At 65.4% G+C, this 25,875-nt stretch carries 32 protein-coding genes; 18 read left to right on the top strand and 14 right to left on the bottom strand.

What is annotated here, in order from left to right:
• Positions 1-10: 10 nt before the first annotated feature.
• The 3 genes from VSX79_RS13915 to VSX79_RS13905 are packed head-to-tail and all read left to right on the top strand — an operon-like array spanning position 11 to position 1,229.
• Positions 11-295, top strand: a complete 285-nt coding sequence (locus tag VSX79_RS13915) for a phage fiber-tail adaptor protein (protein ID WP_326913641.1) — start codon at positions 11-13, stop codon at positions 293-295.
• Positions 292-840 carry a head-tail connector protein gene (locus tag VSX79_RS13910; protein WP_179494437.1) on the top strand — a complete coding sequence of 183 codons (549 nt, stop codon included), beginning with the start codon at positions 292-294 and terminating at the stop codon, positions 838-840. Before VSX79_RS13915 ends, VSX79_RS13910 begins: the two co-directional genes overlap by 4 nt.
• Positions 837-1,229: a DUF3168 domain-containing protein gene (locus tag VSX79_RS13905; RefSeq protein ID WP_179494439.1), complete on the top strand. Its 393-nt coding sequence runs from the start codon at positions 837-839 to the stop codon at positions 1,227-1,229. The genes VSX79_RS13910 and VSX79_RS13905 overlap by 4 nt, the downstream gene beginning before the upstream one ends.
• Before the next feature lie 60 nt (positions 1,230-1,289).
• Here the strand turns inward: VSX79_RS13905 and VSX79_RS13900 are convergent, their stop codons facing one another.
• Positions 1,290-1,625, bottom strand: a complete 336-nt coding sequence (locus tag VSX79_RS13900; RefSeq protein ID WP_179494441.1) for a hypothetical protein — start codon at positions 1,623-1,625, stop codon at positions 1,290-1,292.
• Positions 1,626-1,672: 47 nt separating this feature from the next.
• Between VSX79_RS13900 and VSX79_RS13895 the strand changes: the two genes are divergently transcribed.
• The 11 genes from VSX79_RS13895 to VSX79_RS13845 all read left to right on the top strand — a co-directional run bounded on the left by VSX79_RS13895 (position 1,673) and on the right by VSX79_RS13845 (position 11,293).
• Positions 1,673-2,080 (top strand): phage major tail protein, TP901-1 family, encoded by a 408-nt coding sequence (locus VSX79_RS13895; protein ID WP_136175651.1) that lies wholly within the window; start codon positions 1,673-1,675, stop codon positions 2,078-2,080.
• The gene (locus VSX79_RS13890; RefSeq protein WP_373562752.1) at positions 2,077-2,388 is read left to right on the top strand and encodes a gene transfer agent family protein; all 312 of its coding nucleotides are present in this window, start codon (positions 2,077-2,079) and stop codon (positions 2,386-2,388) included. Before VSX79_RS13895 ends, VSX79_RS13890 begins: the two co-directional genes overlap by 4 nt.
• A gap of 1 nt (position 2,389) precedes the next feature.
• The gene (locus tag VSX79_RS13885) at positions 2,390-2,593 is read left to right on the top strand and encodes a phage tail assembly chaperone (protein WP_179494443.1); all 204 of its coding nucleotides are present in this window, start codon (positions 2,390-2,392) and stop codon (positions 2,591-2,593) included.
• On the top strand, positions 2,586-3,152 hold the full coding sequence (locus tag VSX79_RS13880; protein ID WP_179494445.1) for a phage tail tape measure protein: 567 nt from the start codon (positions 2,586-2,588) through the stop codon (positions 3,150-3,152). Before VSX79_RS13885 ends, VSX79_RS13880 begins: the two co-directional genes overlap by 8 nt.
• On the top strand, positions 3,152-5,503 hold the full coding sequence (locus tag VSX79_RS13875) for a DUF2460 domain-containing protein (RefSeq protein ID WP_179494447.1): 2,352 nt from the start codon (positions 3,152-3,154) through the stop codon (positions 5,501-5,503). Before VSX79_RS13880 ends, VSX79_RS13875 begins: the two co-directional genes overlap by 1 nt.
• Entirely contained in the window at positions 5,500-6,321 is an 822-nt protein-coding gene (locus VSX79_RS13870) for a DUF2163 domain-containing protein (protein ID WP_179494449.1), read from the top strand. Before VSX79_RS13875 ends, VSX79_RS13870 begins: the two co-directional genes overlap by 4 nt.
• Positions 6,322-6,355: 34 nt before the next feature.
• Positions 6,356-6,715: an NlpC/P60 family protein gene (locus VSX79_RS13865; protein WP_179494451.1), complete on the top strand. Its 360-nt coding sequence runs from the start codon at positions 6,356-6,358 to the stop codon at positions 6,713-6,715.
• Positions 6,716-6,727: 12 nt separating this feature from the next.
• Positions 6,728-8,905: a phage tail protein gene (locus VSX79_RS13860; protein WP_326913640.1), complete on the top strand. Its 2,178-nt coding sequence runs from the start codon at positions 6,728-6,730 to the stop codon at positions 8,903-8,905.
• A gap of 9 nt (positions 8,906-8,914) precedes the next feature.
• The gene (locus tag VSX79_RS13855; protein ID WP_179494454.1) at positions 8,915-9,367 is read left to right on the top strand and encodes a DUF2793 domain-containing protein; all 453 of its coding nucleotides are present in this window, start codon (positions 8,915-8,917) and stop codon (positions 9,365-9,367) included.
• A gap of 130 nt (positions 9,368-9,497) precedes the next feature.
• Positions 9,498-10,613 carry an OmpA family protein gene (locus VSX79_RS13850; protein ID WP_179494456.1) on the top strand — a complete coding sequence of 372 codons (1,116 nt, stop codon included), beginning with the start codon at positions 9,498-9,500 and terminating at the stop codon, positions 10,611-10,613.
• Positions 10,614-10,855: 242 nt separating this feature from the next.
• On the top strand, positions 10,856-11,293 hold the full coding sequence (locus VSX79_RS13845; protein WP_326913639.1) for an ExbD/TolR family protein: 438 nt from the start codon (positions 10,856-10,858) through the stop codon (positions 11,291-11,293).
• Between the two features lie 22 nt (positions 11,294-11,315).
• On the opposite strand, the gene VSX79_RS13840 is transcribed toward VSX79_RS13845, so the two are convergent.
• The gene (locus VSX79_RS13840; RefSeq protein WP_326913638.1) at positions 11,316-11,849 is read right to left on the bottom strand and encodes a DUF1993 domain-containing protein; all 534 of its coding nucleotides are present in this window, start codon (positions 11,847-11,849) and stop codon (positions 11,316-11,318) included.
• A 21-nt stretch (positions 11,850-11,870) separates the two neighbouring features.
• Complete coding sequence (locus VSX79_RS13835; RefSeq protein ID WP_326913637.1) at positions 11,871-13,670, bottom strand: ABC transporter transmembrane domain-containing protein; 1,800 nt, start codon at positions 13,668-13,670, stop codon at positions 11,871-11,873.
• Positions 13,671-13,845: 175 nt separating this feature from the next.
• Between VSX79_RS13835 and VSX79_RS13830 the strand changes: the two genes are divergently transcribed.
• Positions 13,846-15,066 (top strand): polyhydroxyalkanoate depolymerase, encoded by a 1,221-nt coding sequence (locus VSX79_RS13830; protein ID WP_326915258.1) that lies wholly within the window; start codon positions 13,846-13,848, stop codon positions 15,064-15,066.
• Here the strand turns inward: VSX79_RS13830 and VSX79_RS13825 are convergent.
• Positions 15,063-15,458: a YkvA family protein gene (locus VSX79_RS13825; protein WP_326913636.1), complete on the bottom strand. Its 396-nt coding sequence runs from the start codon at positions 15,456-15,458 to the stop codon at positions 15,063-15,065. The two genes, VSX79_RS13830 and VSX79_RS13825, sit on opposite strands and share 4 nt — an antisense overlap.
• A gap of 24 nt (positions 15,459-15,482) precedes the next feature.
• Between VSX79_RS13825 and VSX79_RS13820 the strand changes: the two genes are divergently transcribed.
• Positions 15,483-16,466: a dipeptide epimerase gene (locus VSX79_RS13820; protein WP_179494476.1), complete on the top strand. Its 984-nt coding sequence runs from the start codon at positions 15,483-15,485 to the stop codon at positions 16,464-16,466.
• Here VSX79_RS13820 and VSX79_RS13815 read toward each other — a convergent pair.
• Together VSX79_RS13815 and VSX79_RS13810 are read right to left on the bottom strand one after the other, a co-directional pair.
• On the bottom strand, positions 16,463-16,927 hold the full coding sequence (locus VSX79_RS13815; RefSeq protein WP_326913635.1) for a pyridoxamine 5'-phosphate oxidase family protein: 465 nt from the start codon (positions 16,925-16,927) through the stop codon (positions 16,463-16,465). The genes VSX79_RS13820 and VSX79_RS13815 overlap by 4 nt on opposite strands.
• 63 nt (positions 16,928-16,990) lie before the next feature.
• Positions 16,991-17,386, bottom strand: a complete 396-nt coding sequence (locus VSX79_RS13810; RefSeq protein ID WP_326913634.1) for a VOC family protein — start codon at positions 17,384-17,386, stop codon at positions 16,991-16,993.
• 85 nt (positions 17,387-17,471) lie between these two features.
• Here VSX79_RS13810 and soxR point away from each other — a divergent pair, with 85 nt between their 5' ends.
• Positions 17,472-17,942: a redox-sensitive transcriptional activator SoxR gene (gene soxR / locus VSX79_RS13805; protein ID WP_179494482.1), complete on the top strand. Its 471-nt coding sequence runs from the start codon at positions 17,472-17,474 to the stop codon at positions 17,940-17,942.
• A 156-nt stretch (positions 17,943-18,098) separates the two neighbouring features.
• On the opposite strand, the gene VSX79_RS13800 is transcribed toward soxR, so the two are convergent.
• The 8 genes from VSX79_RS13800 to VSX79_RS13765 all read right to left on the bottom strand — a co-directional run bounded on the left by VSX79_RS13800 (position 18,099) and on the right by VSX79_RS13765 (position 24,598).
• The gene (locus tag VSX79_RS13800) at positions 18,099-18,389 is read right to left on the bottom strand and encodes a putative quinol monooxygenase (protein WP_179494484.1); all 291 of its coding nucleotides are present in this window, start codon (positions 18,387-18,389) and stop codon (positions 18,099-18,101) included.
• A gap of 14 nt (positions 18,390-18,403) precedes the next feature.
• A complete protein-coding gene (locus VSX79_RS13795) occupies positions 18,404-18,988 on the bottom strand; it encodes a carboxymuconolactone decarboxylase family protein (RefSeq protein ID WP_179494486.1) in 585 nt (194 codons plus the stop codon).
• Position 18,989: 1 nt separating this feature from the next.
• Positions 18,990-20,171 (bottom strand): acetyl-CoA C-acyltransferase, encoded by a 1,182-nt coding sequence (locus VSX79_RS13790; protein WP_179494488.1) that lies wholly within the window; start codon positions 20,169-20,171, stop codon positions 18,990-18,992.
• A gap of 66 nt (positions 20,172-20,237) precedes the next feature.
• Positions 20,238-20,696, bottom strand: a complete 459-nt coding sequence (locus VSX79_RS13785) for a MaoC family dehydratase (protein ID WP_326913633.1) — start codon at positions 20,694-20,696, stop codon at positions 20,238-20,240.
• 95 nt (positions 20,697-20,791) lie between these two features.
• Complete coding sequence (locus VSX79_RS13780) at positions 20,792-21,883, bottom strand: mechanosensitive ion channel family protein (RefSeq protein WP_407697285.1); 1,092 nt, start codon at positions 21,881-21,883, stop codon at positions 20,792-20,794.
• A 126-nt stretch (positions 21,884-22,009) separates the two neighbouring features.
• Positions 22,010-23,020 carry a DNA topoisomerase IB gene (locus VSX79_RS13775; RefSeq protein ID WP_179494494.1) on the bottom strand — a complete coding sequence of 337 codons (1,011 nt, stop codon included), beginning with the start codon at positions 23,018-23,020 and terminating at the stop codon, positions 22,010-22,012.
• Between the two features lie 38 nt (positions 23,021-23,058).
• Complete coding sequence (locus VSX79_RS13770; protein ID WP_179494496.1) at positions 23,059-24,441, bottom strand: putative O-glycosylation ligase, exosortase A system-associated; 1,383 nt, start codon at positions 24,439-24,441, stop codon at positions 23,059-23,061.
• Positions 24,434-24,598, bottom strand: a complete 165-nt coding sequence (locus VSX79_RS13765) for a hypothetical protein (protein WP_179494498.1) — start codon at positions 24,596-24,598, stop codon at positions 24,434-24,436. The genes VSX79_RS13770 and VSX79_RS13765 overlap by 8 nt, the downstream gene beginning before the upstream one ends.
• Positions 24,599-24,665: 67 nt before the next feature.
• On the opposite strand from VSX79_RS13765, the gene VSX79_RS13760 reads away from it, so the two are divergent.
• Complete coding sequence (locus VSX79_RS13760) at positions 24,666-25,871, top strand: TIGR04063 family PEP-CTERM/XrtA system glycosyltransferase (protein WP_326913631.1); 1,206 nt, start codon at positions 24,666-24,668, stop codon at positions 25,869-25,871.
• Positions 25,872-25,875 lie beyond the last annotated feature (4 nt).

Genomic DNA, 25,875 nt, shown 5'->3' with positions numbered 1-25,875 from the left:
GAAGGGGGAGATGATGACGATGATGGTGAAGGATCCGGGCACGCGGATCGACTTCGAGTTCGATTGGTCGGCGGCGTATCCGGCGGGCCAGGCGGTCGTTGCCAGCGACTGGTCGGTGATGCCGGTGGAGGAGGGCGGCGTGACCGTAGCCGGCGGCGCACACGATCTGACGGAGGTCACCGTCACGCTGGCGGGCGGGATCGCGGGGCGCGTCTATCGCGTCACCAATCGCGTGACGATGAGCGACGGACAGATCGATGAGCGGTCGATGACCGTGCGGGTGGAGGAGCGATGATGGTGGAAAGCCTGTCGCCGGGCGAGACCCCGGTTAGCCTGAACGAGGCGCGCGGCTGGTTGCGGCTGGGCACGACGATCGACGACGCCGTGATCGCAGGACTGGTGCGCGCGGCGACCAATATCTGCGAGGCGTTCATAGGCCAGTGGCTGATGGTGCGCATGGGGGAGGAGGTGGGGCCGCTGCCGGCGGACCGCATCCTGCTCGGCGCGCGGCCCGTCGTCGCGGTCGACAGCGTGATATTGCTCTCGCCGGACGGCAGCGAACAGCCGCTGGGCGAGCAGGCGTATCGCGTGACGATCGCTCGCGACGGCAGCGCGTGCGTCGCCGTGGCCGATTCGGCCGACGCGGTGGGTGCGCGCATTATCTATCGCGCCGGCATGGCCGAGGGCGCCAACGGCGTTCCCGAGGCGATCCGCCAGGGCATCATCCGGATGACGCAGCATTTGCACGACGCGCGCGACGGCGCGGGCGCGGCCCCGCCGGCAGCGATCGCCGCACTATGGCAGCCGTGGCGGCGGGTGACGCTGGGAAGCGTGCGATGAGCGGCGCCGAGCAGGCGGTGCGCGCGAAGGCGATCGCTCTGCTGGCGGGCGATGCTGAACTCGCGGGGCTGGTGCACGGCGTGTTCGATGGCGTCCCGCCGCGGGCGAGCGCGCCTTATGTCTCGGTAGGCGGGGCCGAAGGCCGCGACTGGGGTACCAAGGACCGGGCGGGGCGGGAAGTGCAATTGGCATTGGTGCTGAACGGCGTCGGCGAGAGCGCCGACCGCGGCGCCGTCGCGCGGATCGAGGCGACTGCCGCAGCGTTGCGCGGTGCGGCGGGCGACTGGACGGTCGTTGGCGCGCGGGTCGTGCGGACGCGCTTCACCTTTGCGCGCGACGGCGGCTGGCGCCATGAAACGACGGTGCGATGCCGTTGTCTGGCGGAATAGGGGGTGGCCAATCGGGCTTTGCCAAGGCGGTGATCGCCGCTTTCGCGAGCGGCGTTTTCGCTACTCGCCGGGCATCGTGTTGGTCGACTTATAGTCCTTGAACTTTTCGGTGAAATTGGCGTGATAATCCTCGATCTGCAGGTCGGCGTCCTCGGCCGCGACCGCTTCGGAATCGCCGCCCGATCGGCCGAGCGCGATTACCGCCTTGCGGAACGCCTCGCGTTCGGTCCCGCAGTTCGATTTTACCTGCATTTCATATTGGACGTCTTCGACCTTGGCCTCGAGCGCCTTCTTCATGTCGTCGCGCAAGCATTTGGTGAAGGCAACGCGCGTCGTGTCCACCATCGCCGAGGGCGACTGCGCCATGACGGCCAAAAGCAATGTCGTGATCAGCATCCTGCGACTCCCCATTCCGCATGATTATATTTTGAGGAGGTTAGACGATGGCTATCGAAAATGGGAGCGATTTTCTGCTCAAGGTCGGCGACGGCGAAGCGCCGCCGACGTACCGCACCGTGGCGGGGCTTCGTACGACCCAATTGTCGGTGAACGGCGAGGCGGTGAACGTGACGACGAAGGATTCGGGCGGGTGGCGCGAGCTGCTGTCGGGCGCGGGAGTGCGATCGGTCTCGGTGAGTGCGGCGGGAATTTTTACGGGTTCGGACGCCGAGGTGCGGCTGCGTGGTCATGCTTTGTCCGGGACCATCGACGATTATGAGCTGAGCTTCGAAAGCGGCGAGCGGATGCGCGGGCGTTTCCTCGTCACGCGGCTCGACTATGCCGGCGATTATAATGGCGAGCGCAACTACACGCTGAACCTTGAGTCGAGCGGCGCGGTGGTGAGCCTGTGAGCAGGGCCAACATGCTCCGCGGCGAGGCGGAGCTGACGGTCGGCGGGCGGCGGCTGATTTTGCGGCCGAGCTTTGCGGCGCTGGTCGCCGCCGAGGCCGAGTTGGGGCCGATCTTCGGCCTGGTCGAACGCGCTGCCGACGGGCGGCTGGGGCTGGGCGAGCTTGCCGGCCTGTTCTGGCACTGTGTCAGGGAACGACCCGAGACGTTGACGCGCGAAGAGATCGGCGAGGCGGTGGTCGCGCAGGGACTGGCGGCCGTGACCCCGGCGCTGCGCGCGCTGCTGGGGCAGATATTGCAAGGGCGATGATGTGGCGGAGGATCGGCTTGGGCCCGCGGCGATCGCGCTCGCGGGGGTGATGGCGCGCGTCGCGGGGTGGCGGCCCGACGAATTCTGGGCGGCGACGCCGGCCGATGTTCGCGCGGTGCTGGCCGGGTGGCTCGATAGTGCGGCGGAGCCCTGTTTCGACGGGTCGGCGCTGGCGGCGATGATGGAGAGATTTCCCGATGGATGAGATCGACGAAATGGTCGTCGCGGTGCGCGCCGATACCGGGGCGTTCCGGCGCGACATAGCAGCGCTGCGCGCCGAGCTTGGCGGGCCGCTGGTTGTCGAAGCCGATCGGACGGGGCGCGCGATCGAGCGGGCACTGTCGCGCGCGATCGTCAGCGGCAAGATGGGGTTCGAGGATCTGAAGCGGCTCGCGCTTTCGGTCATGGCCGATATTGCGCGGGCGGCGATTTCGAATGGCGTCGGTGCGGCGGGCGGTGGATCGGGCGGCGAGGGATTGCTGTCGCTCGGCACCTCGATCGCGATGGCGCTGTTCGGCGCACCGGGTCGCGCGACCGGCGGGCCGGTGAGTGCGGGGCGCGCCTATCGCGTCGGCGAGCGTGGCCCCGAACTGTTCGTTCCGACGACGAGCGGGCGGATCGAGGCGGCGGGCGGCAGCGTACGAAATATCGCGATCACGGTGAATGTACGGGGTGAGCCGGGCAGCGAACCACAGCGGCTGGCACAGACGGGGCGGCAGCTGGCGCGCGCGGTACGGCGCGCGGTGGCGGCGGGCGAAGACTGATGGGTTGGGCGTTGGTGGCGACCGCCGAGCCGCATCACAGGAAAGGCTGGCTCAAGCGGTTCGATCCGCGCTTCTGGACGATCGATTTCGCGCGGCCGATGATGGCGAGCGTGACGAGCGACGTCCCGGGCGCGCTGCGCGTCGAGGCGGTCTTTTATCAAAAGCAGGATCTGGCGGGGCTCATATGGGAGAGTGAAGATCGCTGGGATCACCCGCTGCTCGCTTATGAGACGAAGCGCGATTTCCGGAATACGCAGCTGAGCTTCCGTTGGCGGTCGGGCGGCGTGAAGGCGCTCGACGCACTGCACGGGCCGACGCTGACGATCGAGGGGCGCGATGCCGCAGGGGAAGCGCGTGCCTGGTATGTGCGGCTGTGGAATTATGCGGTGGGAACGGCGGAGGATGCCGTCGTCACGCTCGATTTCAACGCGCTCGACGGCGGGTTCCTGCTTCCGGACGAGGCCGATCCGGTGTGGGCGGGCGACATCGACCGGATGTTCATTTCGCTGGTTCCGCCGGGCTATGACGGCGACGACGCTGTGCTTCCGGCGCCCGTGCAGGGCTGGGCGGAGATGAGCGACATCGCCTGCTGGGGTTCGGGATCGGTGCTTGCGATCGGCGATGTCGTGATGCCCGAACTGGACCCGGCTAAAGGGGGGCTGGGCATCGCGAACGGCTATGACGACAGCTACCATCTGTCCCCGGCGCGGCTGGTGCGGCAGGTCGTGCAACTCGGCTATCGCGGCGACGTCGTCCACTATGTCGGGATGAGCCATTATATGCGGCTTGCGCCGGATGGTGCCGTATTTCGTGCCACTTTGGCGGGTGGCGCACTCAATGCGCCGTGCGCGGCCTGGCACGCGGGGTTCGCTGCGGCGTGCGAGGCGGCGGGGCTCGGCGTGATCTGGTCGCTCTCCTATGAGCTGTTCGACGCCTATTGCCCGGAGGAGTGGAAGCAGCGCGCGAGCGACGGGTCCCCCGCGCTGACCGGTTGGGAGCCGCCATCGACGCTGTTGTCGCCCGTGCATGTCGAGGCGATGGGATATTTGCAGGCGGTCGCGCGTGCGTTCGTCGCTGTCGGTGCGGCGGCGGGGCTCGCGCTGAAATTCCAGGTCGGCGAGCCGTGGTGGTGGATTGCCGGCGAGGGGCGGATCTGTGCCTATGATGCGGCGACGACGGCTGCGCTCGGGAGCGCGAGCGTGCCGATCGCCGACTTGCGGGAGGCGCTGGACGCGCCGCAGTTGGCGATGCTCGACGCGCTGGGGGCGCTGCTCGCCGCATCGACCGCGGCGTTGGTCGCGGCGGCGCGCGACGAGGCGGGGGCGGCAGGGCTGGTGAGCCATTTGCTCGTCTATCTGCCAACGGTGCTCGACCCGGCGGCGCCCGAAGTGCGGCGCGCCAATGTGCCGCCGGGATGGGCGGCGCCGGCGTTCGATGTGCTGCAGCTCGAAGATTATGACTGGGTAACCGGGGGACGCGGGGCGGAGACGGCGCGCGCCCGGGCGGCGACGGCGGTGCGGCTGGGCTATCCCATAGGGGAACAGCATTATTTTTCCGGGTTCGTGTTGCTGCCCGAGGATCGTGCACAGTGGGCGCTGATTGCCGAGGCTGCCGCTGCGGCGCGGCGCGCGGGCGTGGCTCGAGCCTTTGTCTGGGCGCTGCCGCAGGTCGCGCGCGACGGTTTCGTGACCTTTGACGGGGAGGATGAGGTGCAGGCTTTCGATGCGGTGGATTTTCCGATCGCGATCGGGCGCGAGGCGGTGGTCGCGACCGAATTTTCGACCCAGATCGTGAGCTCGCCGTCGGGGCATGAGCAGCGCGCGAGTGAATGGGCCGAACCGCGGATGCGCTATGATGCGGGGCCGGGAATCCGGTCAGAGGCCAATGTGCGCTTGCTGGGCGATTTCTTTCGCGCACGGCGCGGGGCGGCGCGCGCGTTTCGTTTTCGCGACCCCTTCGATGGCAGTTCGGCGGCCGATAACGGCCTGCCGGGACCGGACGACCAGTTCCTCGGGGTTGGCGACGGGGACCGTCGGCAGTTCGCGTTGGTGAAGCGTTATGGCGCGGGCGACGCCGAGCAGGTCCGCCCGATCCGGCTGCCGGTCGAGGGAAGCGTGCGCGTCTCGGTCGACGGAATCGAGACGGCGGCGTTCCTGACGACGGACGATGGCGAGATATTGCTCGACGCTGCGCCGGGGGCGGGGATTGCGGTGCGCGCAGGTTTTTTGTTCGACGTGCCGGTGCGTTTTGCCGAGGACCGGCTGGAGGCAAGTCGCGCGACCTTCCTCGCCGGCGAGCTGGCGAGCGTGCCGCTGGTCGAGGTGCGGGCACCCCAAGGGAGCTCGACATGACGCTGATGGCGGCGCCCGACTGGCTGCGCGAAGAAGTGGTGACGCTCGCATGGTGCTGGCGGCTGGCGCGACGCGACGGGGTCGCGATCGGATTCACGTCGCACGACCGCGACCTGATGGTCGGCGGGTTGGCATATCGCGCGGCGCCGGGGATGAAGCCCTCGGCGATCGAGACGAGCGACAGCCTCGATGCCGCGACGATGGACCTGGAGGGCGCGATCGCGAGCGATGCGATTGCCGCGCGCGACCTGGAGGCCGGGCGCTGGGACGGGGCGGAGCTGGAGTTGTTCGTGACCGACTGGACCGCGCCGGATGCGGCGCCCGTGACGGTCGCGCGCGGATCGCTGGGCTCGGTCGAACAGCGTGGGTCGGCCTTTGCCGCCGAGCTGCAGGGCGTGACGCGGCTGCTCGACCGGCCCGTATGCCCGGCGACCTCGCCCTCGTGCCGCGCGATGCTGGGGGATCGCGCGTGCCGGATCGATCTGGCGCCGCGCACGCATGTCCGCCGCGTCGTGGCCGTCGAAGGGCGCGCCGTGACGCTCGACGCAGCGGTCGGCGGCATGGCGTTCGGCAACCTGTCGTGGATCGAGGGCGCCAATTGCGGATTGGAAAGTCCGGTGATCGATGTCGACGGAGCGAGCCTCCATCTCGCCGAGGCGCCGGCGTTCGAGCCGCCGGGTCCGGTGCGCGTACGGCTGGTCGAGGGATGCGACAAGCAGCTTGCGACCTGCCGCGACCGTTTTGCCAATGCGATCAATTTCCGCGGCGAGGCGCACCTGCCGGGCAATGACCTTCTGACCCGCTATCCAGGTGGTTGATTGCGCGGAGGCCGCCGTTCGCGCGGCGTGCGCGATGGTGGGCGTCCGTTTCCGTCCGCAGGGAACAGATCCGGCAACGGGGCTGGATTGTGTCGGGCTGGTGTGGGCGGCCTATGCGGCGGCTGGTCGGCGGTTGGCGCGGCCGGCGGATTATCCGCTGCGCGGCTGGACACTGGAGAAGGTCGAGGCCGCGTTTGCGGCCGCGGGCTTTATCCGCGTCAGCGATCCGATGCGCATCGGCGATGTTCTGCTGATCGTCTATCCGGCGCGGCAATATCATCTCGGTCTGATCGGACCCGAGGCATTCATCCATGCTCATGCAGGGCTGCGCCGGGTGGTCGCGACGCCGCTCGACACGAGCCTGCAAGGTGCCGCGCGATGGCGGCTTTCATAAGAGGGGACGGCAATGGCGACCTTGGTGTTGACGGTGGTAGGCGGGATCGCCGGAGGCCCGGTCGGCGCTGCGATCGGCGCGGCGGTCGGGCAGCAAGTCGATGCGGAGATTTTCAAACCCAAGGGACGCGAGGGGCCGCGGCTCGCCGATCTGAAGGTTCAGGCATCGACCTATGGCCAGCAGATCCCGCAATTGTTCGGGACGATGCGCGTCGCGGGCAGCGTCATCTGGGCGACCGACCTGATCGAGCGGCGGGCCAAGCGGGGGGGCGGTAAGGGCCGGCCGTCAACGACCGAATATAGCTATGCCGTGTCGCTGGCGATCGCGCTTTCGTCGCGCCCCGTCCGTGCGATCGGGCGCATCTGGGCCGACGGCAACCTGCTGCGCGGGACGAGCGGCACCTTCCAGGAGCGCTGCACTTTCCGCTGGTATGACGGGAGCGAGGATCAGGCGGCCGATCCGCTGATCGCATCCGCGCTGGGCATCGGGTCGGCGAGTGCCTTTCGGGGCCTGTCCTATGTGGTTTTTGAAGAACTCGAACTGGGCGCGTTCGGCAATCGGATTCCCTCACTTACCTTCGAGGTCGAAGCCGATGCGGGGAGCATCGATGCCGGACTGATCGGCGACAAGCTGCTCGCCGACGCGGGGCGCTGTCAGGGCGCATGGCCCTATTCGGGCTATGCGGCATCGGGCGACCGTGCGCGCGATGCGCTGGCGCCGCTGTTCGATGCCGACGGCGTGCTGTTGGCGAGCGGACCTGGCGGTTGGCGCTTGGCGCCGGCGTCGAGCGCGGGCGATCCGCTGGCGCTGAGCGATTTTTGCGAGCTGCGGCGGGGCGATGCTCCGAGCGATCGGGCCGAACGGCGGCGAGCGCCTTTGTCGTCGCTGCCGGGAACGATCCGCCTGCGCCACTATGAGCCGGGGCGCGATTTTCAGCTCGGCCAGCAGGCAAGCCAGGTTGCAGGCGGTGGTGTGCGCGAGGAGCGGATCGACCTGCCGGCGGTCTTGCCGGCAACGTCGGCGCGGGCGCTGGCGCAGCGTCTTGCCTCTCGCGCCGCGGACGAGCGCGAGACGTCGATCTGGCACGCCGACCTGGCCGCGCTGGCGCTGACCGTCGGGCAGATCGTGACCGATGCCGATGGGAGACGCTGGCGCCTGGCGGGACGGACCGTTCGCGGCAGCGAAATCTTGCTCGAACTGCGACGCTACCAGCCGCTGCCCGCGACCGAACTGCCCGCGGCGCCCGGGGTTCCGGTCGGCACTCCCGACTGGCCCGACGCGGTCGGCATGGTCTACCTGTTCGATTTGCCCAATCTGGGGAGCCCGGCAGCCTCCGCACCGCGAATATTGATCGCCGGAGCGGGCAGCAACGACGGTTGGCGCGGCGCCGATTGCTGGTTCGTCTCGGCAGCCGGTGCCGAGCCGATCCCGGTGGGAACCGTGCGTCCGGCGGCGGCGCTCGGCCTGCTCGCCGAGCCGCTGGCAGCGGGAAGCGACTGTCTGTTCGACCTTTCTGACACGATCGTAATCGAACTGGCCAATCCTTCGATGACGCTCGAATCGATCGACGATGCCGCGCTGCTCGGCGGCGCGAACCGCGCGATGGTGGGCAGGGAATTGCTGCAATTCGGCGAAGCCGAGATTGTGGGGCCGCGGAAATGGCGTCTGTCGCGCCTGCTTCGCGGGCGGGCCGGGACCGCGAGCGAGATGATTCATCCGGCGGGCGAGCCGTTCGTGCTGCTCGACGATCCAGCATTGCTGACGCTGCCCGACGACCTGGCCGTGATGGCGGACGCAGGCGGATCGACGCTGCAATGGGCGCCACGAAACGGCACCGCGCTGACCGAGATCGGCATCGCGGCTGCCGAACAATCGTTGCGACCACTTTCGCCCGTGCACGGACAGATCCGCCCGGACGGTGCGGGCGGCGTGACGATCGGATGGACAAGACGAAGCCGCCTCGACGCCGGCTGGCGCGACCATGTCGACCAGCCGCTTGGCGAAACCCGCGAAATGTGGCGCGTTTCGCTGGTACCGCCGGTTCCGGGCGTCGGACCATGGGAGCCGGAGTTACCGACCCTGAATATCGGCGCCAGCGAGATCGCCGGGCTGGAGCCGGGGCATAAGATAGAAATCCGCCAAACGGGTGATTTTTCGCAGTCGCCGCCGCTTTCCCTGGCTTTGACATAAGGATGGATCATGACCGACACGCCAACCACGTCGCGCTTTGCATTACCGCTACTTGCCGTCGCGCAGGCCCAGAAGGAGGTGACGCACAATGAAGCGCTGACCCTGCTCGACGCGCTCGTCCACGCTGCGATCGAGGCGGGACCGCTGGCGGAGCCGCCTTCCAGCTCCGCGCCGGGCCAATGCTGGATCGTCGGCTCCGCGCCGACCGGCGCCTGGGCCGGACATGGCGATGCAATTGCAGTACAAACGTCGGGCGGCTGGCGATTTGCGGTACCCCGCGAAGGGACCCATGTCATGCGCCTGGCCGATGGAGCGCGGCTTCGCTTCGAGGGTGGGACGTGGGTCGAGCCGTCGACGATCGCCCCGCCTGCAGGAGGGGCTGTGATCGATTCCGAAGCGCGCGGCGCGATTGCGGCGCTGATCGCGCAACTCGCCGCGCAGGGTATTCTGATTTCAGGCTGAATTTCTGTGCGTTGACAAAAAAAGTGCGACTTTTTGGCAACAGATTGACGATTTGTTCACTTGCACGGAACCAAAGCGGCGAGTAGGACGTCTGCCGAGACGTATATCTCAAATTGAAAGGGGAATTACTATGAGGAAGCTTGCCGTCGCTGTGGCGTTGGCCTCCACCACCCTGGCGTCGCCGGTTCTGGCGCGCGACAACTCTTGGTACGTTGGTGTTGGTGCCGGCGCAATGCTCGTCGAGGACCTGGACCTCGATATCGGCACCTTCAACAACGCCGGTACGCTCGATCATCGTGCTGGCTACGATGTCGAAGGCACCGTCGGTTACGATTTCGGCGGTTTCCGCGCGGAAGTCGAAGTCGGTTTCCGTGAAGCCGACATCAAGTCCGGCCGCTTCACGACCCCGGGCATTCCCAGCCTGCCGGGTGGTGCGGGTAGCTTCACCGGTTCGACCGCCCTGAATGGCGATTCGAACGCGCTGAGCTTCATGGTCAACGGCCTGCTCGACTTCGGCGACGACGACGGCCTTCAGGGCTTTGTCGGCGGTGGTGCCGGTGTCGCACGCGTTTCGGTCGAACCCGTTTTCGCGGGTCCGTTCCTCGACGATTCGGACACGGGCTTTGCGTGGCAGGCGATTGCGGGCGTTCGCGCTCCGCTCAGCGACAACATCGACGTTGGCCTGAAGTATCGTTTCTTCAACGCCGACAATCTCGATCTGGTCGACCAGGCCGGTCGCGACGTTTCGACGCGCTTCCGTTCGCACTCGATCCTCGGGACGCTGACGTTCAACTTCGGTGGCGCTCCGGAACCGGTCGAACCGGCTCCCCCGCCGCCGCCCCCGCCGCCTCCGCCGCCTCCGCCGCCTCCGCCGCCGCCGCCGGTCGTGGAATGCGCACCTGGGCCGTACATCGTGTATTTCGACTGGGATCAGTCGAACATCACGCCGGAAGCGGCTTCGACGCTCGACAACGCGATCAGCGCCTACAACCGTGGTTGCACGGGCACGCAGGTCATGCTCGCAGGTCACGCAGACCGTTCGGGCTCGGCGACGTACAACGTTGGCCTGTCGAATCGCCGCAACGACGCGGTTCGCAGCTACCTGACCGCTCGTGGCATCTCGGATGGCTCGATCAGTGCGCAGGGCTTCGGCGAAACCCGCCCGGCCGTTGCGACCGCCGACGGCGTCCGCAACGACCAGAACCGTCGCGTGGAAATCACTTACGGTCCGAACTCGGGCATGTAAGACCGGTTTCCATCCCCGACGGGGACTGGAAGACAAAGAGGGGCGGTACCGAAAGGTGCCGCCCTTTCTTTGTGCGCGATTTGTACGGACGCAGTCGTCCGGTGCCTTTTCCCCGAATCTTCTTGTCTGATCATCATTATGATATACCATTACGCTATGGGCGCGAGATGATCTCGCGTTCCTGATACGGGGGCGGGACGTCCGTTGATTGCGGCGCTCATTCCCCAAGCGGGAGAGAAACAATGCGCAAACGTCGTGGCATGTTTCATCGCAGCATTTTTCGCGCCGATCCCAATGGCGATCCCGACATCAACACCACGCCGCTGATCGACGTGATGTTGGTGATGCTGGTGATGTTCATCATCACCATTCCGCCGCCGACGCACAGCGTCGATGTGACGCTTCCGATCGGCGAGGTCCGCGGAAAGATACTCGACCAAAATCGCGTGACGATCGATACGAGCGACGTGATCCGCTGGAACGACGAAGCAATCGACCTCGCCGAGTTGGGTATCCTCGTTAAGCAGGCGTCAGAGCGCGTCGAGCCGGCGGCGATCCTGCTCGAGCCCGATGCGCGGGCGCGTTATCTTCGTGTCGACGAGGCGATCGGCGCGATCCGGCGCAATGGCGGCTCCAAGCTCGCCTTTCCGGGCATCCAGAATTACGCCGGACTGATATGAGGTCCGGCGGCCCCGTCGCCGCTCAGGCGGGTGCCGTTCCTGGGCGGAGATGGCGCATCATATAGGCGACATAATCGGCCTTGCCGAGCGGGACGCCCATATGGCGCAACACGGCATAGGCGGCGACGCGGTGGAAGTAGAATTGCGGCTGTGCCCAGTCGCGGACATAGTCTGCGGCGCTGAGGTCGAACATCATGCCGTTCGGTAAGTCAAAGCTGACCGCCCGCTCCATGTCGTCGCCGAGCGCGGCGCAATCGAGGTCTTCAAGGACGGCCAGCGTGGCGGCGATCTGCTCCTGCATACCGGCGAAGTCGGTCGCATCCTCGGGAAGCTCCGGGATCGCGATGCCCCCGAGCCGGCTTAGGGGCTGCAATGCCTGGAGGCAGGTGAAGCGGACCTGCGAGGCGAGCGGGAACATGTCGGGGGCTAGCCGCGCGACCGCGAACTGGAGCTCGCCGATGCCATTATCCGCGCCCCATGCGCTTGCTTTCGCCAACTCGCCCGACAGAGCCTTCAGGGCATTTTGGTAGGCCGGTACGGTCAAGTCGTAGAGCATCGTCATTTTCCTTCAGCTTTGTCAGGCCGCGGCGAGATTGTCCTGGAACTGGAGTCGCGCGAGGCGGGCATAGAGGCCGTCGGCGACGACGAGCTCGTCGTGGCGACCCTCTTCGACGATGCGTCCGTCGTCCATCACGATGATGCGATCGGCGGCGCGCACGGTCGCAAGGCGGTGTGCGATCACGATCGTCGTTCGGTCTGTCATCAACGTTTCGAGGGCATCCTGCACGAGCTTTTCGGATTCAGCGTCGAGCGCGGAGGTTGCTTCGTCGAGCAGTAGCAGCGGTGCGCAGCGCAGGAGTGCGCGCGCGATCGCGACGCGCTGGCGCTGGCCGCCCGAGAGGCGCGCGCCGCCTTCGCCCATGAAGGTGTCGAGGCCCTGCGGCAATTTACGGAGAAATTCTTCGGCATTGGCGGCGCGCGCAGCGTCCCAAAGCTGCTCGTCGCTCGCCTCCCAATTGCCGTAGCGCAGATTGTCGCGCGCCGAGGCCGCAAAAATCACCGTTTCCTGTGGCACCATCGCGATACGCGCGCGGATGTCGGCGGGATCGGCTTCGGTGAGCGGCACGCCGTCGAGCAGGATCTGCCCCGCCTGCGGATCGTAGAAGCGCTCGGCGAGCTGGAAGAGCGTCGACTTGCCGGCGCCCGAGGGGCCGACGATGGCGACCGTCTCGCGCGGGCGGATCGCGAGGCTGAAATCATGGAGGGCCGGGGCGTCGGGACGCGTCGGGTAGTGAAATTCGACCTTTGCGAATTCGAGCGTGCCGCTCGGCGGCGAGGGGAAAGGCTGCGGGTGCGTGGGCGGAGCGATCGTCGCTTCGGCGTTCAGCAACTCGCTGAGCCGCTCGGCGGCGCCCGCGGCGCGGAGCAGATCGCCATAGACTTCGGTGAGCGCTCCGAACGCTCCCGCGACAAGCCCGCCGGTAAGGACGAAGGCGGCGATCGTGCCGCCGGTGATCGTGCCCTGCGCGACGCCTTCGGCGCCGTACCAGAGCAGGGTGGTGATCGCGCCGAACAGGAGGCCGATCACCGTGGCGGTGATGATCGCGCGCAGACGAATGCGTCGCTTTGCGGTCGCGAAATTGGCCTCGACAGCCGCGGCGAAGCGGTCGGCTTCGCGCGCTTCCTGGCCGAACGCCTGGACTATTTTCATCGCGCTCATCTGCTCGGCCGTGGTCGCGCCGATATCGGCGACGCGGTCCTGGCTGGTCCTCGAGACATTCTGAAGCCGCCGGCCGAGCAGCACGATCGGGAGGATGATGACCGGGATGCCGAAGAGGATGCCGGCAGTGAGCTTTGGCGACAGGCTGAAGAGATAGATGATGCCGCCGATTCCCATCACCATGTTGCGCAGCGCGACGGAAACGGTGGTGCCGACCACCTGTTCGATAATCGCTGTATCCGATGTCATGCGCGAAGCGATTTCTGAAGGGCGGTTTTCCTCGAAGAAGCCGGGTGCGAGGCGGAGCAGGTTGCGTTGCACCGCCTGACGGATGTCAGCGACGGTGCGCTCACCGAGCCAGCTGACGAAATAGAATCGCAGTGCGGTGGCCAAAGCGAGCGCGACGACGATCGCGTAAAAGAGCCTGAAATGCGGCGCGACATCGCCGCCGCCGGCGATGAAGCCGCTGTCGATCATTGCCTTGAATTGATACGGAATCGCCAGCGTGGCGAGTGCAGCGATCCCGAGCGCGATCGCGGCGACGATCAATTGCAGCGGATAGCGGCTGGCGTGATGCCACACCATCCGGAGACTGCCGAGCTTGCGGCGAGGTTCGGCGGAAGCTTTCGCGGCGGAAAGATCGGGTTGGCTGGCCATTGCACTGCCCCTAGCAGCGGCGCGGACGGTGCTCAACGACGCAGAATGGCGCTTTTGCTTCAAAGGGTATGAAGAATCGCGAAAATGATGCGTTGCACAACGGCAGTGATTGCCTAGACTGCGAAGCGTCAGGGCGCCGCAAGAGCGCCCATATGGACGCAAGGAATGTTGATTGATGCTGTACCACGCCTTTGACCTACATAAAAACTGGCTCGCGGGCGCAAGCGCGCTTGCGACCGCTGGCGCGCAGGTGATGCAGCATCCGGCGAATCCGCTCGGCTATTTCGGCGGCAGCCCGATGTTCGCCTCGGCGCTCGAAGTCTTCGCGCATGCGGCGGCGCCGCGTGGCAAGCCGGGGTTCGAGCTTTACGACACGATGGTCGATGGCGAGACCGTGCGCGTGACCGAGGCCATCGAGGCGCGCAAGCCCTTCGGGCAGCTCAAGCATTTCAAGCATAAGGGCGCGCAAGACGCACCCAAGCTGTTGATCGTTGCGCCGATGTCGGGCCACTATGCGACATTGCTCCGCGGGACCGTCGAGCGGATGCTGCCCGGGCACGACGTGTGGATCACCGACTGGCGCGATGCGCGGAATGTGCCGCTAGAGGCCGGGAAGTTCGATCTCGACGATTATATCGACTATCTGATTGCCTGGCTCGAGCATATCGGGCCGGGCGCGCATATGCTGGCCGTGTGCCAGCCCTCGGTGCCGAGTCTCGCCGCCGCGGCGATCATGGCGGCAAACAAGCATAAATGCCGACCGAAGACGCTGACGATGATGGGTGGGCCGATCGATACGCGCAAGGCACCGACCGCGGTCAACGAACATGCGACCACCCGGCCCTATGCGTGGTTCCAGGAAAATGTGATCGCGACGGTGCCGGCCTATTATCCGGGCGCCGGCCGCCGCGTCTATCCGGGCTTCCTGCAACTGGCCGGATTCATGTCGATGAACCTCGGCAATCACATGATGAGCCATTGGGAGATGTTCAGGCACCTGGTCGACGGCGACGGGGAGAGCGCGGACAAGACCAAGGAATTTTACGACGAATATCGCGCAGTGTGCGACATGAGCGCCGAATTTTACCTGCAGACCGTCGACGTCGTGTTCCAGCGCCACCTGCTGCCCAAGGGCGAAATGACGCATCGCGGCCAGCCGGTCGACGTCGGCGCGATCGAGGATATCGCGATTCTCGCGATCGAGGGCGAGCGCGACGATATTTCAGGAATCGGCCAGACGAAGGCGGCGCTGACGATCGCCAGAGCCTTGCCTGCGGACAAGAAAAAATATCTGATGGCGAAAGGCGTCGGCCACTACGGCATCTTCAACGGCCGCAAATGGCGCGAGGAGATCGCGCCAGTGGTCGAGAAGTGGATACGCAGCAACGGCGCCTAGTGCCACGGCGAGGTCCGAACGCTCCAGTAAACGATATAGAGAAGCCCCGCCCACAGCAGCAGTATGAAGGCCATCCCGACCCGGCTCGACGGGCGTTCGCTTGCGGTTTCGGCGGCGGCGTGGAGTTCGATCCATAGCGGCGCCGGGATCGACCGCCGGACTACGAGCAGGCCGAGCGGGACGATGACAAGGTCGTCGATCCAGCCAAGCACCGGAATGAAGTCGGGGATCAGGTCGATCGGCGACAGCGCATAGGCGGCGACCGCGACCGCGAGGATGCGCGCGAACCATGGCACGCGCGGATCGCGCGCGGCGAGCCACGCGGCGTGGGCCTCGACCGCGAGGCGGTGGCCGAAGTCGCCGATGCGTTCGGAAAGGGATTTGCCGGTCATAGTGATCTACACTAGCCTTCCTGCATGGCTATCCAACTGAAAAGCGCGCGTGTCGAACGCTGGCCGGTCGCAGGCGAGTTCGTCATCAGTCGCGGCGCCAAGACGCATATCGATGTCGTCGTCGCCGAAATCGAGGGACAAGGCGCGATCGGGCGCGGCGAGGGTACGCCTGTCTATTATCTCGGCGAGGATGCGGCGCGGTGCCGCGACCAGATACTGCTCGCCGCGCCGCATATCGGGGAGATGGACACCGCCGAGGCGCGCGCCGCTGTGCAGGAGTTGATGGCGCCGGGCGCGGCGCGCAACGCCCTCGATTGCGCGCTATGGGATCTCGAAGCACGCCAACGTGGCCTCCGACTCTGGCAGGTTGTCGGCTGCGACGGCGCCCCGACATCGCGGGTCACAGCCTATACCGTCTCGCTCGGTACGCCCGGCGCGATGGCGGAGCAGGCGGCTACCGCGGCGGCTGACGGATACCGCCTGCTGAAGATCAAGCTAACCGGCGAGGATGATCGCTTGCGCGTCGCCGGGGTCCGCAAGGGCGCGCCCGATGCGCGGCTGATCGTCGATGCCAATGAAAGTTGGGGTGAGATCGACATATTGAGCGAGGCCGAGGCGCTCGCCGACATGGGGGTCGAGATGATCGAGCAGCCGGTGCCGGTGGGCGCCGACGCGCTGCTCGATCCCATCTATGCGCCGATCCCGTTTATCGCCGACGAAAGCTGCCAGACGGCGGCCGATGTCGCGCGCATCGGCCCCTTTTACGACGGGGTGAATATCAAGCTCGACAAGGCGGGCGGGCTGACCGAGGCGCTCAAGATCGCCGACGCCGCCGACGCGGCGGGGCTGTCGATCATGATAGGCTGCATGCTCTCGACCAGCCTTGCCATCGCGCCCGCCTTCATATTGGCTCAGCGCGCGCGCTGGGTCGATCTCGACGGTCCCGCATTATTGGCGCGCGACCGCGAGGACGGTTTCGAATTTCGCGAGGGGCGGATCGGGATCTAGAGCGCCACTTCGGCATGTTTGCCGAGGTCGCCATCCTTCATCGTCAGGCCCGTCGCCAGCTTGAACATGCCCTTGATGCCAGGATCGGCGGTCCAGATCTCGGCATCATCCAGGTCGAAACGCAACAAGACAAGCTTCGGATCGTCCTTGCCGCCCGGATACCAGGCGGCGATGCCGTTATTCCATAGCTTGTCGAGCACGGCGCGGTCGCTTTCATGCACCAGCGTGCCGGAAATGCAGGCAAAGAGGTCGTGGCCCTTCGACGCGAATTGCGCCATTGCCGGTCCGCCAGCCGCCAACCGGTTATCCGTCGCGGTGAAGAACCAGAAGGCGCCGTTCGCATCCTTGTCGAGCTGCGCGTTCATCGGGATATGATGTTCGCGCTCGCCGGTCGCGCCCAGCATGACATAGGGGCTGTCGGCAAGCGCCTTCCAGAACTGCTTTTTGATGTCGTCGCTCATCGGAGACTCCTTTGATTGCGGTGATGATCCACCAACGCACCAGCCCCTCGCATGTTGCCCGGTTCAGCCCAGCCTTGGCTCCGCATAGCTGACGACTTCATATTCGATGCCGTCAGGATCGAAAAAATAGAAGCGGCGGCCGGGTTCGTAAGCGCCGTGGTTGAATGGTGTGAGTCCGACCGCCTTCACGCGCATCTCGATCGTGTCGAGATCGTCGACCTGCACACCGACATGGTTGAGCGGCTCGCCCTTCGGATAGCGTGTATCGGCGTGCTCGCCGTCGGGACCGGTGTAAAGAGCGATATAGGCGGCATCGCTGCCGAGGTGGATCGTCCGGCCACCATCGCGTGCAGGGCCGCGCCAGCGTTCGTGCCAGCCGAAGATCGCCGAGAGGATTCCGGCAGTGCGGTCAGGATCGCTGACGGTGAGATTCACATGTTCGATGAAAGGGTGCGTCACGTGCAGGCTCCTGATTCGGGTTGACGCGACACTTTATAGAAGCTCAAGTGAGGTTTAGATCAAGCTCAAAGACGAAGGAGTCCCGATGCACCGGACCGACCTGATCGCGATCGGCGAACTGGCCGCCCGCACCGGTGTCGCGGTGTCGGCGATCCGGTTTTACGAAGCGAAGGGGCTGATCGAGGCGTTGCGTACCGCCGGCGGGCAGCGTCGCTTCCTGCGTGCCGATATCCGTCGCGTTTCCTTTATCCTGATCGCACAGCAGATGGGGCTGAGCCTTGAGGAGATCGGCGATGAACTGGCGCAGCTGCCTGCGGGGCGGACTCCCAATGGCGCCGACTGGACGCGGATCAGCACCGGTCTGCGCGCGCGGATCGACGCGCAGCTCGCGGCGCTCACGCGCACCCGCGAACTGCTCGACCAGTGCATCGGCTGCGGTTGCCTGTCGCTCAAGAAATGCGGGCTCTACAACCGCGAGGACAAGGCGGCGCAACGCGGAGCAGGGCCGCGGTACCTGATCGGCGACAGGGCAGGCGAGATTGCCGAGATCGGTTGACGGGCATCGGCTTTGGGGTGGTGAGCTGACCCTTATGCACCTCGGCGAAAGCCGGGGCCCAGTGCGGAAATATGCCGGGTTAGCGTCATCTTTCTGGACCCCGGCTTTCGCCGGGGCACAGATCTCTATCGGCAACCTCCGGTCGAAACCAGCCGCTCAGGCCGCGCTTAGCGTCTCGATCTCGGGGGCTCCCGCGAGGCAAGGGCCGAGGCGCGCGCCGATCGAGCGGAAATGGTCCGACGCGCGATGCGCGTCGAGCGCCGCCTGATTGTCATAGCATTCGAGGACCTTGTAGATGCCGGTTTCGCCCGTCCGGAACAGGCGGTAATAGCTGTTGCCCGTTTCGTTCGCGTTCACCGCAGCGGCGAGTTCGGCAAACACACCCTCGAACTCGTCTTCCTTGCCCGACTGCACGCGCAGCGTGGCGATCACACCGATGGCACTCATGTCATTCTCCCTGTTCAGGCCTTCAGATCGGGGTCGACGTCCCAGCCGTCCTCGACCTGGATGCCGAAGCTGTTCAATATCATCGAGACTTGCGTGTACTGGCCGACGGTCATCACGAGGTCCATGCGACCCTTGTCGCCGAGCGGCGCGAGCGCGGCCCATGTGGCGTCGGTCACGAAATGGTCGGTGGCCAGCTCGTCGGTCGCGCGGAGCATGGCGCGGTCGAGGTCGCTCCAGCCCTCCGCATCGGGACCGGCCTTGATGCGCGCGATATCGTCTTCGGAGAGGCCACAGTCGAGCCCGATGCGCTTGTGCTGCGTCCACTCATAACCCGAGCGGCAGTTGTAACCCGTGCGCAGGATGACGAGTTCGCGGTCGCGCGGGCTCAGCGCGTTGCGTCGCGACAGGATATAATTGCCCCAGCCGAGGAAGGCGGTCAGCGCCTTGGGCGCATGAGCAAGGGTGCGGAAGATGTTGAGGATCTTGCCGCCCCCGACCTTGCCCCCATCGGAAGCAAGGAAGGGTTCGAGCGCGGCGCGCTGGTCGGCATCGAGCCGGCCCAAATCGACCGGCTCGATACGCGGAGCACTCAGGCGCAAATCAGAAGACCTCGAACAGGCCCGCTGCGCCCTGGCCGCCGCCGATGCACATGGTGACGACGGCATATTTGACGCCGCGGCGCTTGCCTTCGATCAGCGCGTGGCCGACGCAGCGCGCGCCGGTCATGCCGAAGGGGTGGCCGATCGAGATCGAGCCGCCGTTGACGTTGAGCAATTCGTTCGGGATGCCGAGCTTGTCGCGGCAGTAGAGAACCTGCACCGCAAAGGCCTCGTTGAGTTCCCACAGGCCGATGTCGTCCATCTTGAGCTCGAAGCGTTCGAGCAGCTTGGGGATCGCAAAGACGGGACCGATGCCCATTTCGTCGGGTTCGGTGCCCGCGACTGCCATGCCGACATAACGGCCAAGCGGTTGGAGGCCCTTCTTCTCGGCGACCTTGGCTTCCATCACGACGCATGCCGACGCGCCGTCGGCGAGCTGGCTGGCGTTGCCCGCGGTGATCGTGTGGCCTTCGCCCATTACCGGCTTCAGGCTGGCGAGCCCTTCGAGCGTCGTGTCGGGACGGTTGCATTCGTCCTTGTCGGCGACGACCTCCTTGAAGCTGACTTCCTTGGTTTCCTTGTCCATCACCGCCATCGTCGCCTTGCAGGCCACGATCTCGTCGTCATATTTGCCCGCTGCCTGCGCGGCGGCGGTGCGCTGCTGCGACTGGAGCGAATATTCGTCCTGAACTTCGCGGCTGATGTTATAGCGCTTCGCGACGACCTCGGCAGTGCCGATCATCGGCATATAGGTGTCCTTGTGCATCGCGATCAGCTCGGCGTCGGTCTCGATGAACACCTTGCCGCTGCCGCTGACCTTCGAGATCGACTCGATGCCGCCGGCGACCGCGATGTCCTGGCGGTCGACGATGATCTGCTTCGCGGCGGTCGCGATCGTCATCAGGCCCGACGAGCATTGGCGGTCGATCGACATGCCGGGGACGGTGACGGGCAGGCCGGAGCGCAGCGCGATCAGGCGCGCGACGTTCATCGTCTGCGAGCCCTGCTGCATCGCGGCGCCGAAGACGACGTCGTCAATTTCGCCGCCTTCGATGCCGGCGCGCTCGACCGCGGCGCGGACCGCATGGGCGCCCAGCGTCGGGGCCAGCGTGTTGTTGAACGAGCCGCGTGCCGCCTTGGTCAGCGGGGTGCGGGCGGTGGAAACGATGACGGCGTCACGCATGATAGGGGTCCTTCTTTCTGATTCCGGTTATCTTAACGGGGGAGGGCGGCCAGAAATACCTGTGCTTTAAACGAAAAACTGGCTGATCCATTCGGCGATCAACGCGGGCTTTTCCTCGCCTTCGATCTCGATCGTCACTTCGTTGGTCTGTTGCCACTGGCCGGGGCGCTTTTCTTCGAGTTCGAGCAGCTTCACATGGCTGCGCACGCGCTTGCCCGAGCGGACAGGGGCGAGGAACCGGACCTTGTTGCCGCCATAGTTCACGCCCATCTTGACGCCTTCGATCTTTGGCCCGTCGGTGCGAGCCCCCAGCATCGGGATCAGCGACAGCGTCAGGAAGCCGTGCGCGATCGTGCCGCCGAAGGGCGTGAGCTTCGCCTTTTCCTCGTCGATATGGATGAACTGGTGGTCGCCCGTCGCGTCGGCGAACTTGTCGATCATATCCTGGTCGACGAGCACCCATTCGGACGTGCCGAGATGCTCACCAACCCTGGCTTGCAGATCCTGCGGTGTGATGGAGGCCATTTGATCATCCCCTCAATTGCTGGTTCGGGGCGCGTTCTAGGCCTCTCTTGCGGCGTTGCACAAGGGCCAAGCCCCGCAGCCGCGTCGCCGTAGCGTCAGCTCTTGGCAGGCTTGGGCGTCTTCATCGTGACGCTTTCGGCATAGGGAAGAATCATCGTCCCGTCGGGCGCCGCGGTAAAGGTCGTCTGCGTGGGATAGGCAAATTCGTAACCGGCGCCCGCCATCGCCTCGAACAGACGGATCGCGACATCGGTGCGCGCCGCGGTCACGACGTCATAATCGTCGCTGAAAACGTCAAAGAGCAGCTCGAAATCGAGGCTCGATGGGCCGAACGAGACAAAGCTCGAACGGATGAACTCCTGCCCTGCCGCCTTGACCTGTTCCTCGAGCAGCGCGGGCAGCTCGCGCAGCATCGCTGGGGTTGTCTGATAGATGACCCCGATCATGAAGGTAACGCGGCGGCGGTGGAGATGCGCGAAATTGGTGATCTCCTTGGCCAGAAGATTGGTGTTCGAAATGACGAGCAACTCGCCGTTGACCGAGCGGAGGCGGGTGCTCTTGAGCCCGATGCGTTCGACCGTCGCCGTGCTCATATCGTATTTGATGGTTTCGCCGACGCGGAAGGGCCGATCGAATATGATCGAGAGCGAGGCGAAGAGATCGGAAAATATGCCCTGCGCCGCGAGGCCGATCGCGATGCCGCCGATTCCGAGACCGGCGATCAGGCCGGTGACGTTGACTCCCATATTGTCGAGGATCACGATCGCCGCGATCGCGAACAGCGCGACGCTGATCAGCAGGCGGATGATGCCCATCGCATTGCTGAGCGTTTCGTTATGCCCTTCGGCTGCACGGCGCTGGATCAGCCCGAGCACGATCTCGCGCGCCCAGATCGCGACCTGCAGCACCACGGCCACGGTGAAGGCGAAATGGATCATTTGCATGATCACCGCCGGCGGCTGCGCATAACCCGCGACAAGGCGAATTGCGATGATTGCGAGCACAAGTGATTTGGTCTTGTGGATCACACGCCCGGCGATGTGGGTCAGCGTCATCTCGCCTTCGGCCGACTGTGCATGCTTCAGCGCGAAGCGGCGCAGCATCGACAGGACGAAGAAAATGAGGAGGCCGGCGCCGATTGCGATGCCGATCTGCAGCCAGTGGCTGTTCACCCACGCGATGCTCATGTCCCAAGAGCGCTGCAGGTCTTCGATCGGGTTGGTTGCCGGGGTTCTTGCGGGCGCGGCTTTCGGGGCGGCGGATGTCGCGGTGGCAAGCAAGGGAAAATTCACGTCAGGCCCTCTTGAATCGGATCAGGCGGATTGGAGCAGCACCGCGGCCGCGGGCGCCTGCTCCAGATAGGCTAAAAAGCCGCGTTCGTAACGCGAAAGATAGCGTGTTGCGCGCGGCAGGTTGCCGATGGTTGCGGCAAAATCGTCGCGATCCTGCGCCGCCGCGATCATCGCCGGGTGGACATAGGCTTTGCGTGCGATGGCTGGCGTGTTGCCGAGCCGGTCGGCGACATGTTCGAGCATCGCCTTCAGCGTCGGCGGTTCGGGCGCGTCGTAAAGGAAGGCGAAAGCCTCGACGCTGGCCGACCAGGTGCGGAAATGCTTGGCGCTGAATTCGTCGCCCATCGCCTCGCGGATATAGGCGTTCACATCGTCCGACCCGACCGCACAGAGGCCGTCCGGATCCTCATACTGGAAAAGCTTCTGTCCGGGCAGGTCCTGTAGCCGGCGAACGAGGGTCGAAAGGCTGCGGTCGCTGATCGTCACGTCACGTTTCGCGCCACCCTTGGCGACATATTGCAGGCGCAGCGTCCGGCCGGACGCCTTTGCATGGCGCTGGCGCAGCGTCGTTGCGCCAAAGCTCTTGTTCGCGGCGACATATTGCTCGTTTCCGATGCGCAGCGCGGCGAGATCGAGCAGCCGCACCACCGCCGCTACCACGCGTTCCGAACAGAGCGTCCGGCGGGCAAGATCGTCGGCGAGGCGTGCGCGGAGGAGCGGCAGCGCGTGCCCAAAAGCGGCGCAGCGATCATATTTGTCGGCATCGCGCGCCATTCGGAATTCGGGATGGTAACGATATTGCTTGCGTCCGCGTGCGTCGTAGCCGGTCGCGAGGATATGGCCGTTCGGCGCGGGACAGAACCACGCATCCTCATAGGCGGGGGGTAGCGCGATCGCGTTAAGGCGCTCGATTTCCTCGCGGTCGCGGATGATCTTTCCCTTGGCGTCGCGGTATCGCCAGCCGACGCCCGAACGCTCGCGGCTGATGCCGGGCAGGCTGTCGTCGACATGGACAAGGCGCGAGGCGGACATGGCGCAATAGCGCCCCGGTCCGCCAATTGGTTCCGGGATCAGCCGGGGTTGATCACCGGATGCCGGGCCGGAACCTGCGCCGGGCGCGCGGTCAGCGGGCGCCACCCGGCTTCCTGTTCGCGCCGGCGGACATAGGTCGTGAGCCCCATTTCGAGCGCGAGCATCATGTAGATAAAGGGCTGGAAAGCGATTCCGACGAACAGCGACCCGACCATATAAGTGATATGGCCGTGCTGGAGCGCGGTCGCGAGCGGCGCGATCCATTGTTCCTCGGCGCGCCGCGTCTTGAGATAGCGGCGACGGAGCTGCTCCATCCTGAGCAGCCCGACCGCATGGAGCAACAGCCACAGCGCGAGCCCCGGATAGCCCTGCTCGCCGAGCATCTCGAAATAGCTCGAATGATAGGCGCGTGAATGTTCCTCATAGACCGTGGGTTCGGCATTTTGCGGCGCGTCGGGATCATAGGCGCTCGCCGCCTTTTCGACGCGGACGCGGTTCTGGATATAGGCTTCGAAACCACCGCCGAACGGATTTTCCTTCGCATATTCCCATGTCCACGCCCACACCGCGACGCGCGTCGAGGCCGACTGGTCGGATTTATGGTCGCGGATCGTTTCCATCCGCTCGGTAAAGCTTTGCGGCAGGAAGGGGATGGTCGCGAGGGCCAGCAGCCCCGCGCCCGCCATGTAGAGGAAACGGTGCTTCACCGCGCGCAGCGACATGATCGCGAGGATGACGAGGCAAACGAGACCGGTGCGCGCCTGCGTGCCGATGGGGAGCAGCGCGCAGGCGAAGACGAGCGCGAAGCAGAAGAGCGAGACGCGCCAATCGGGAGGAAAGATCGTGCCATGCTTGCGATACCAGAGGATCAGCGGGATGATCGAAATGCCCACCGCCGACATGATCGAGCCTTCGTAAAGGCCGTAATTTTCGTTGAGCAGTAGTTGCAGCGAGCCATAACCGCCGCCGCCCGCCGCGGTCTTGATCCCGCCGGCGATCGCGATCGCCGCTGCCGACAGCAGCATGATCAGGACCAGCGATTCGATCCGCAGCTTGGTCCTGAGCGTGAGTGGCAGGAAAATCGCCCAGACGAGCGCTTTCCACACCCAGCTCCATTTGTCGGCGGCCTCGACCGGGAAGTCGGCCTGGATCGTTGTCATCCAGCAATAGAGGAGCAAAGCGACCAGCAGGAATTGGCGCCCCGACCATCGCGTGTCCTTCTTGTCGTCGACCGCGAGCCAGCCGACGATCGCCAGCCCGAAGACGATCAGCGAGATCGGGATCGAGTTGATGAGGAAATAGCTGAGGCGTTGCGGCGCGACGATGTCGATGTAGCAAAAGCACAGCACAAACAGGAACGGCTTGCGAAAGCCGACCCCGATGAAAGCGAAAAGAAAGGCGACAAAGGCGATGTCACGCATCGGTGCGCGCTTCCTCGGCGGCACGTTCGGCGTCGCGGCGCTGTTGCCACAGCATGCGCGGGCTCACCTCGCGGTCGAGATCGTCACGATAGAGCAGGCGCCATAACGCGATCGCCATCAGGACGTGCGTCAGGCCAATGGAAAAATTGTCGACCATATAAGATGTTGCCTAGGCTATTGGGGTTGACGCCGCGTTAAGCCTTGTCTGCCAAAGGCCCTGCACGATGACCCGAATATTGCACGTCCTCGATCATAGCTTGCCCGCGCACAGCGGCTACACCTTTCGCACCCGCGCGCTGATGAAGGCGCAAGCCTTGAAGGGTTGGCAGGTGGCGGGGGTCACCGGCGTGCGCCATCCCGAGCCCGGCCCCGACGTCGAGACGGTCGACGGACTGACCTTTTACCGCACATCGCCGATCGCGCCGGCGCGGTCGCCGCTTCGCGAATGGCGCGAAATCCGGGCGCTGGCGAAGCGCGTCGAGGCGCTGGCGAAGGAATGGAAGCCCGACGTTCTCCACGCCCATTCACCTGTGCTCGATGGCTTGGCGGCGCTGCGCGTAGGCAAGGCGCTCGGCATCCCGGTCATCTATGAAATCCGCGCCTTCTGGGAGGATGCGGCGGTCGGAAATGGCACGGGACGCGAGGGCAGCTTGCGTTACCGGATGACCAAGAAGCTTGAAACACACGCGGTCAAATCGGCGGACGCCGTAGCGGTGATCTGTGAAGGTCTGCGCGGCGACCTGATCGCGCGCGGGATCGATCCCGCCAAAATCACCGTATCGCCCAACGGTGTCGATCTCGACCTGTTCGGAGATCCGCCGCCGCGCGACGATAGGCTGGCGGACAATCTTGGCCTAGCCGCCGGCGATGTCGTGATCGGCTATATCGGCAGCTTCTATGATTATGAGGGAATCGACGACCTGATCACCGCGATGCCCGCGGTGGTCGCCAGGCAGCCCAGGGCGCGGCTCCTGCTCGTCGGGGGCGGGCCGAAGGAATCGGCGCTGAGGGCCCAGGCCGCGGCATCGCCCGCTGCGGCGCAGATACATTTCGTCGGCCGCGTTCCGCACACGCAGGTCGAGCTTTATTATTCCTTGATCGATATTCTCGCCTATCCGCGCAAGAAGATGCGGCTGACCGATCTTGTCACGCCCCTGAAGCCACTTGAGGCGATGGCGCAGGGCAAGCTCGTCGCCGCATCGGACGTCGGGGGTCACCGCGAGCTGATCGAGCACGGTGCGACGGGGACGCTTTTCACGCCCGACGACCCGGTCGCGATTGCCGACGCGCTCGCCGGATTGCTGGAAAGTCGGGCGATGTGGCCCGAACGCCGGCGAACCGCACGTATTTTTGTCGAAAGTCATCGTAACTGGTCGTCAAACATTTTACGTTACGAGCCGGTTTACCAGCGATTGCTGCGTGGCGCCTGAGGCG

Origin of the sequence: Sphingopyxis chilensis, from assembly GCF_035930445.1 — a bacterium.
Taxonomy (GTDB): domain Bacteria; phylum Pseudomonadota; class Alphaproteobacteria; order Sphingomonadales; family Sphingomonadaceae; genus Sphingopyxis; species Sphingopyxis chilensis.
This window is presented reverse-complemented; position numbering and strand designations above follow the sequence as displayed.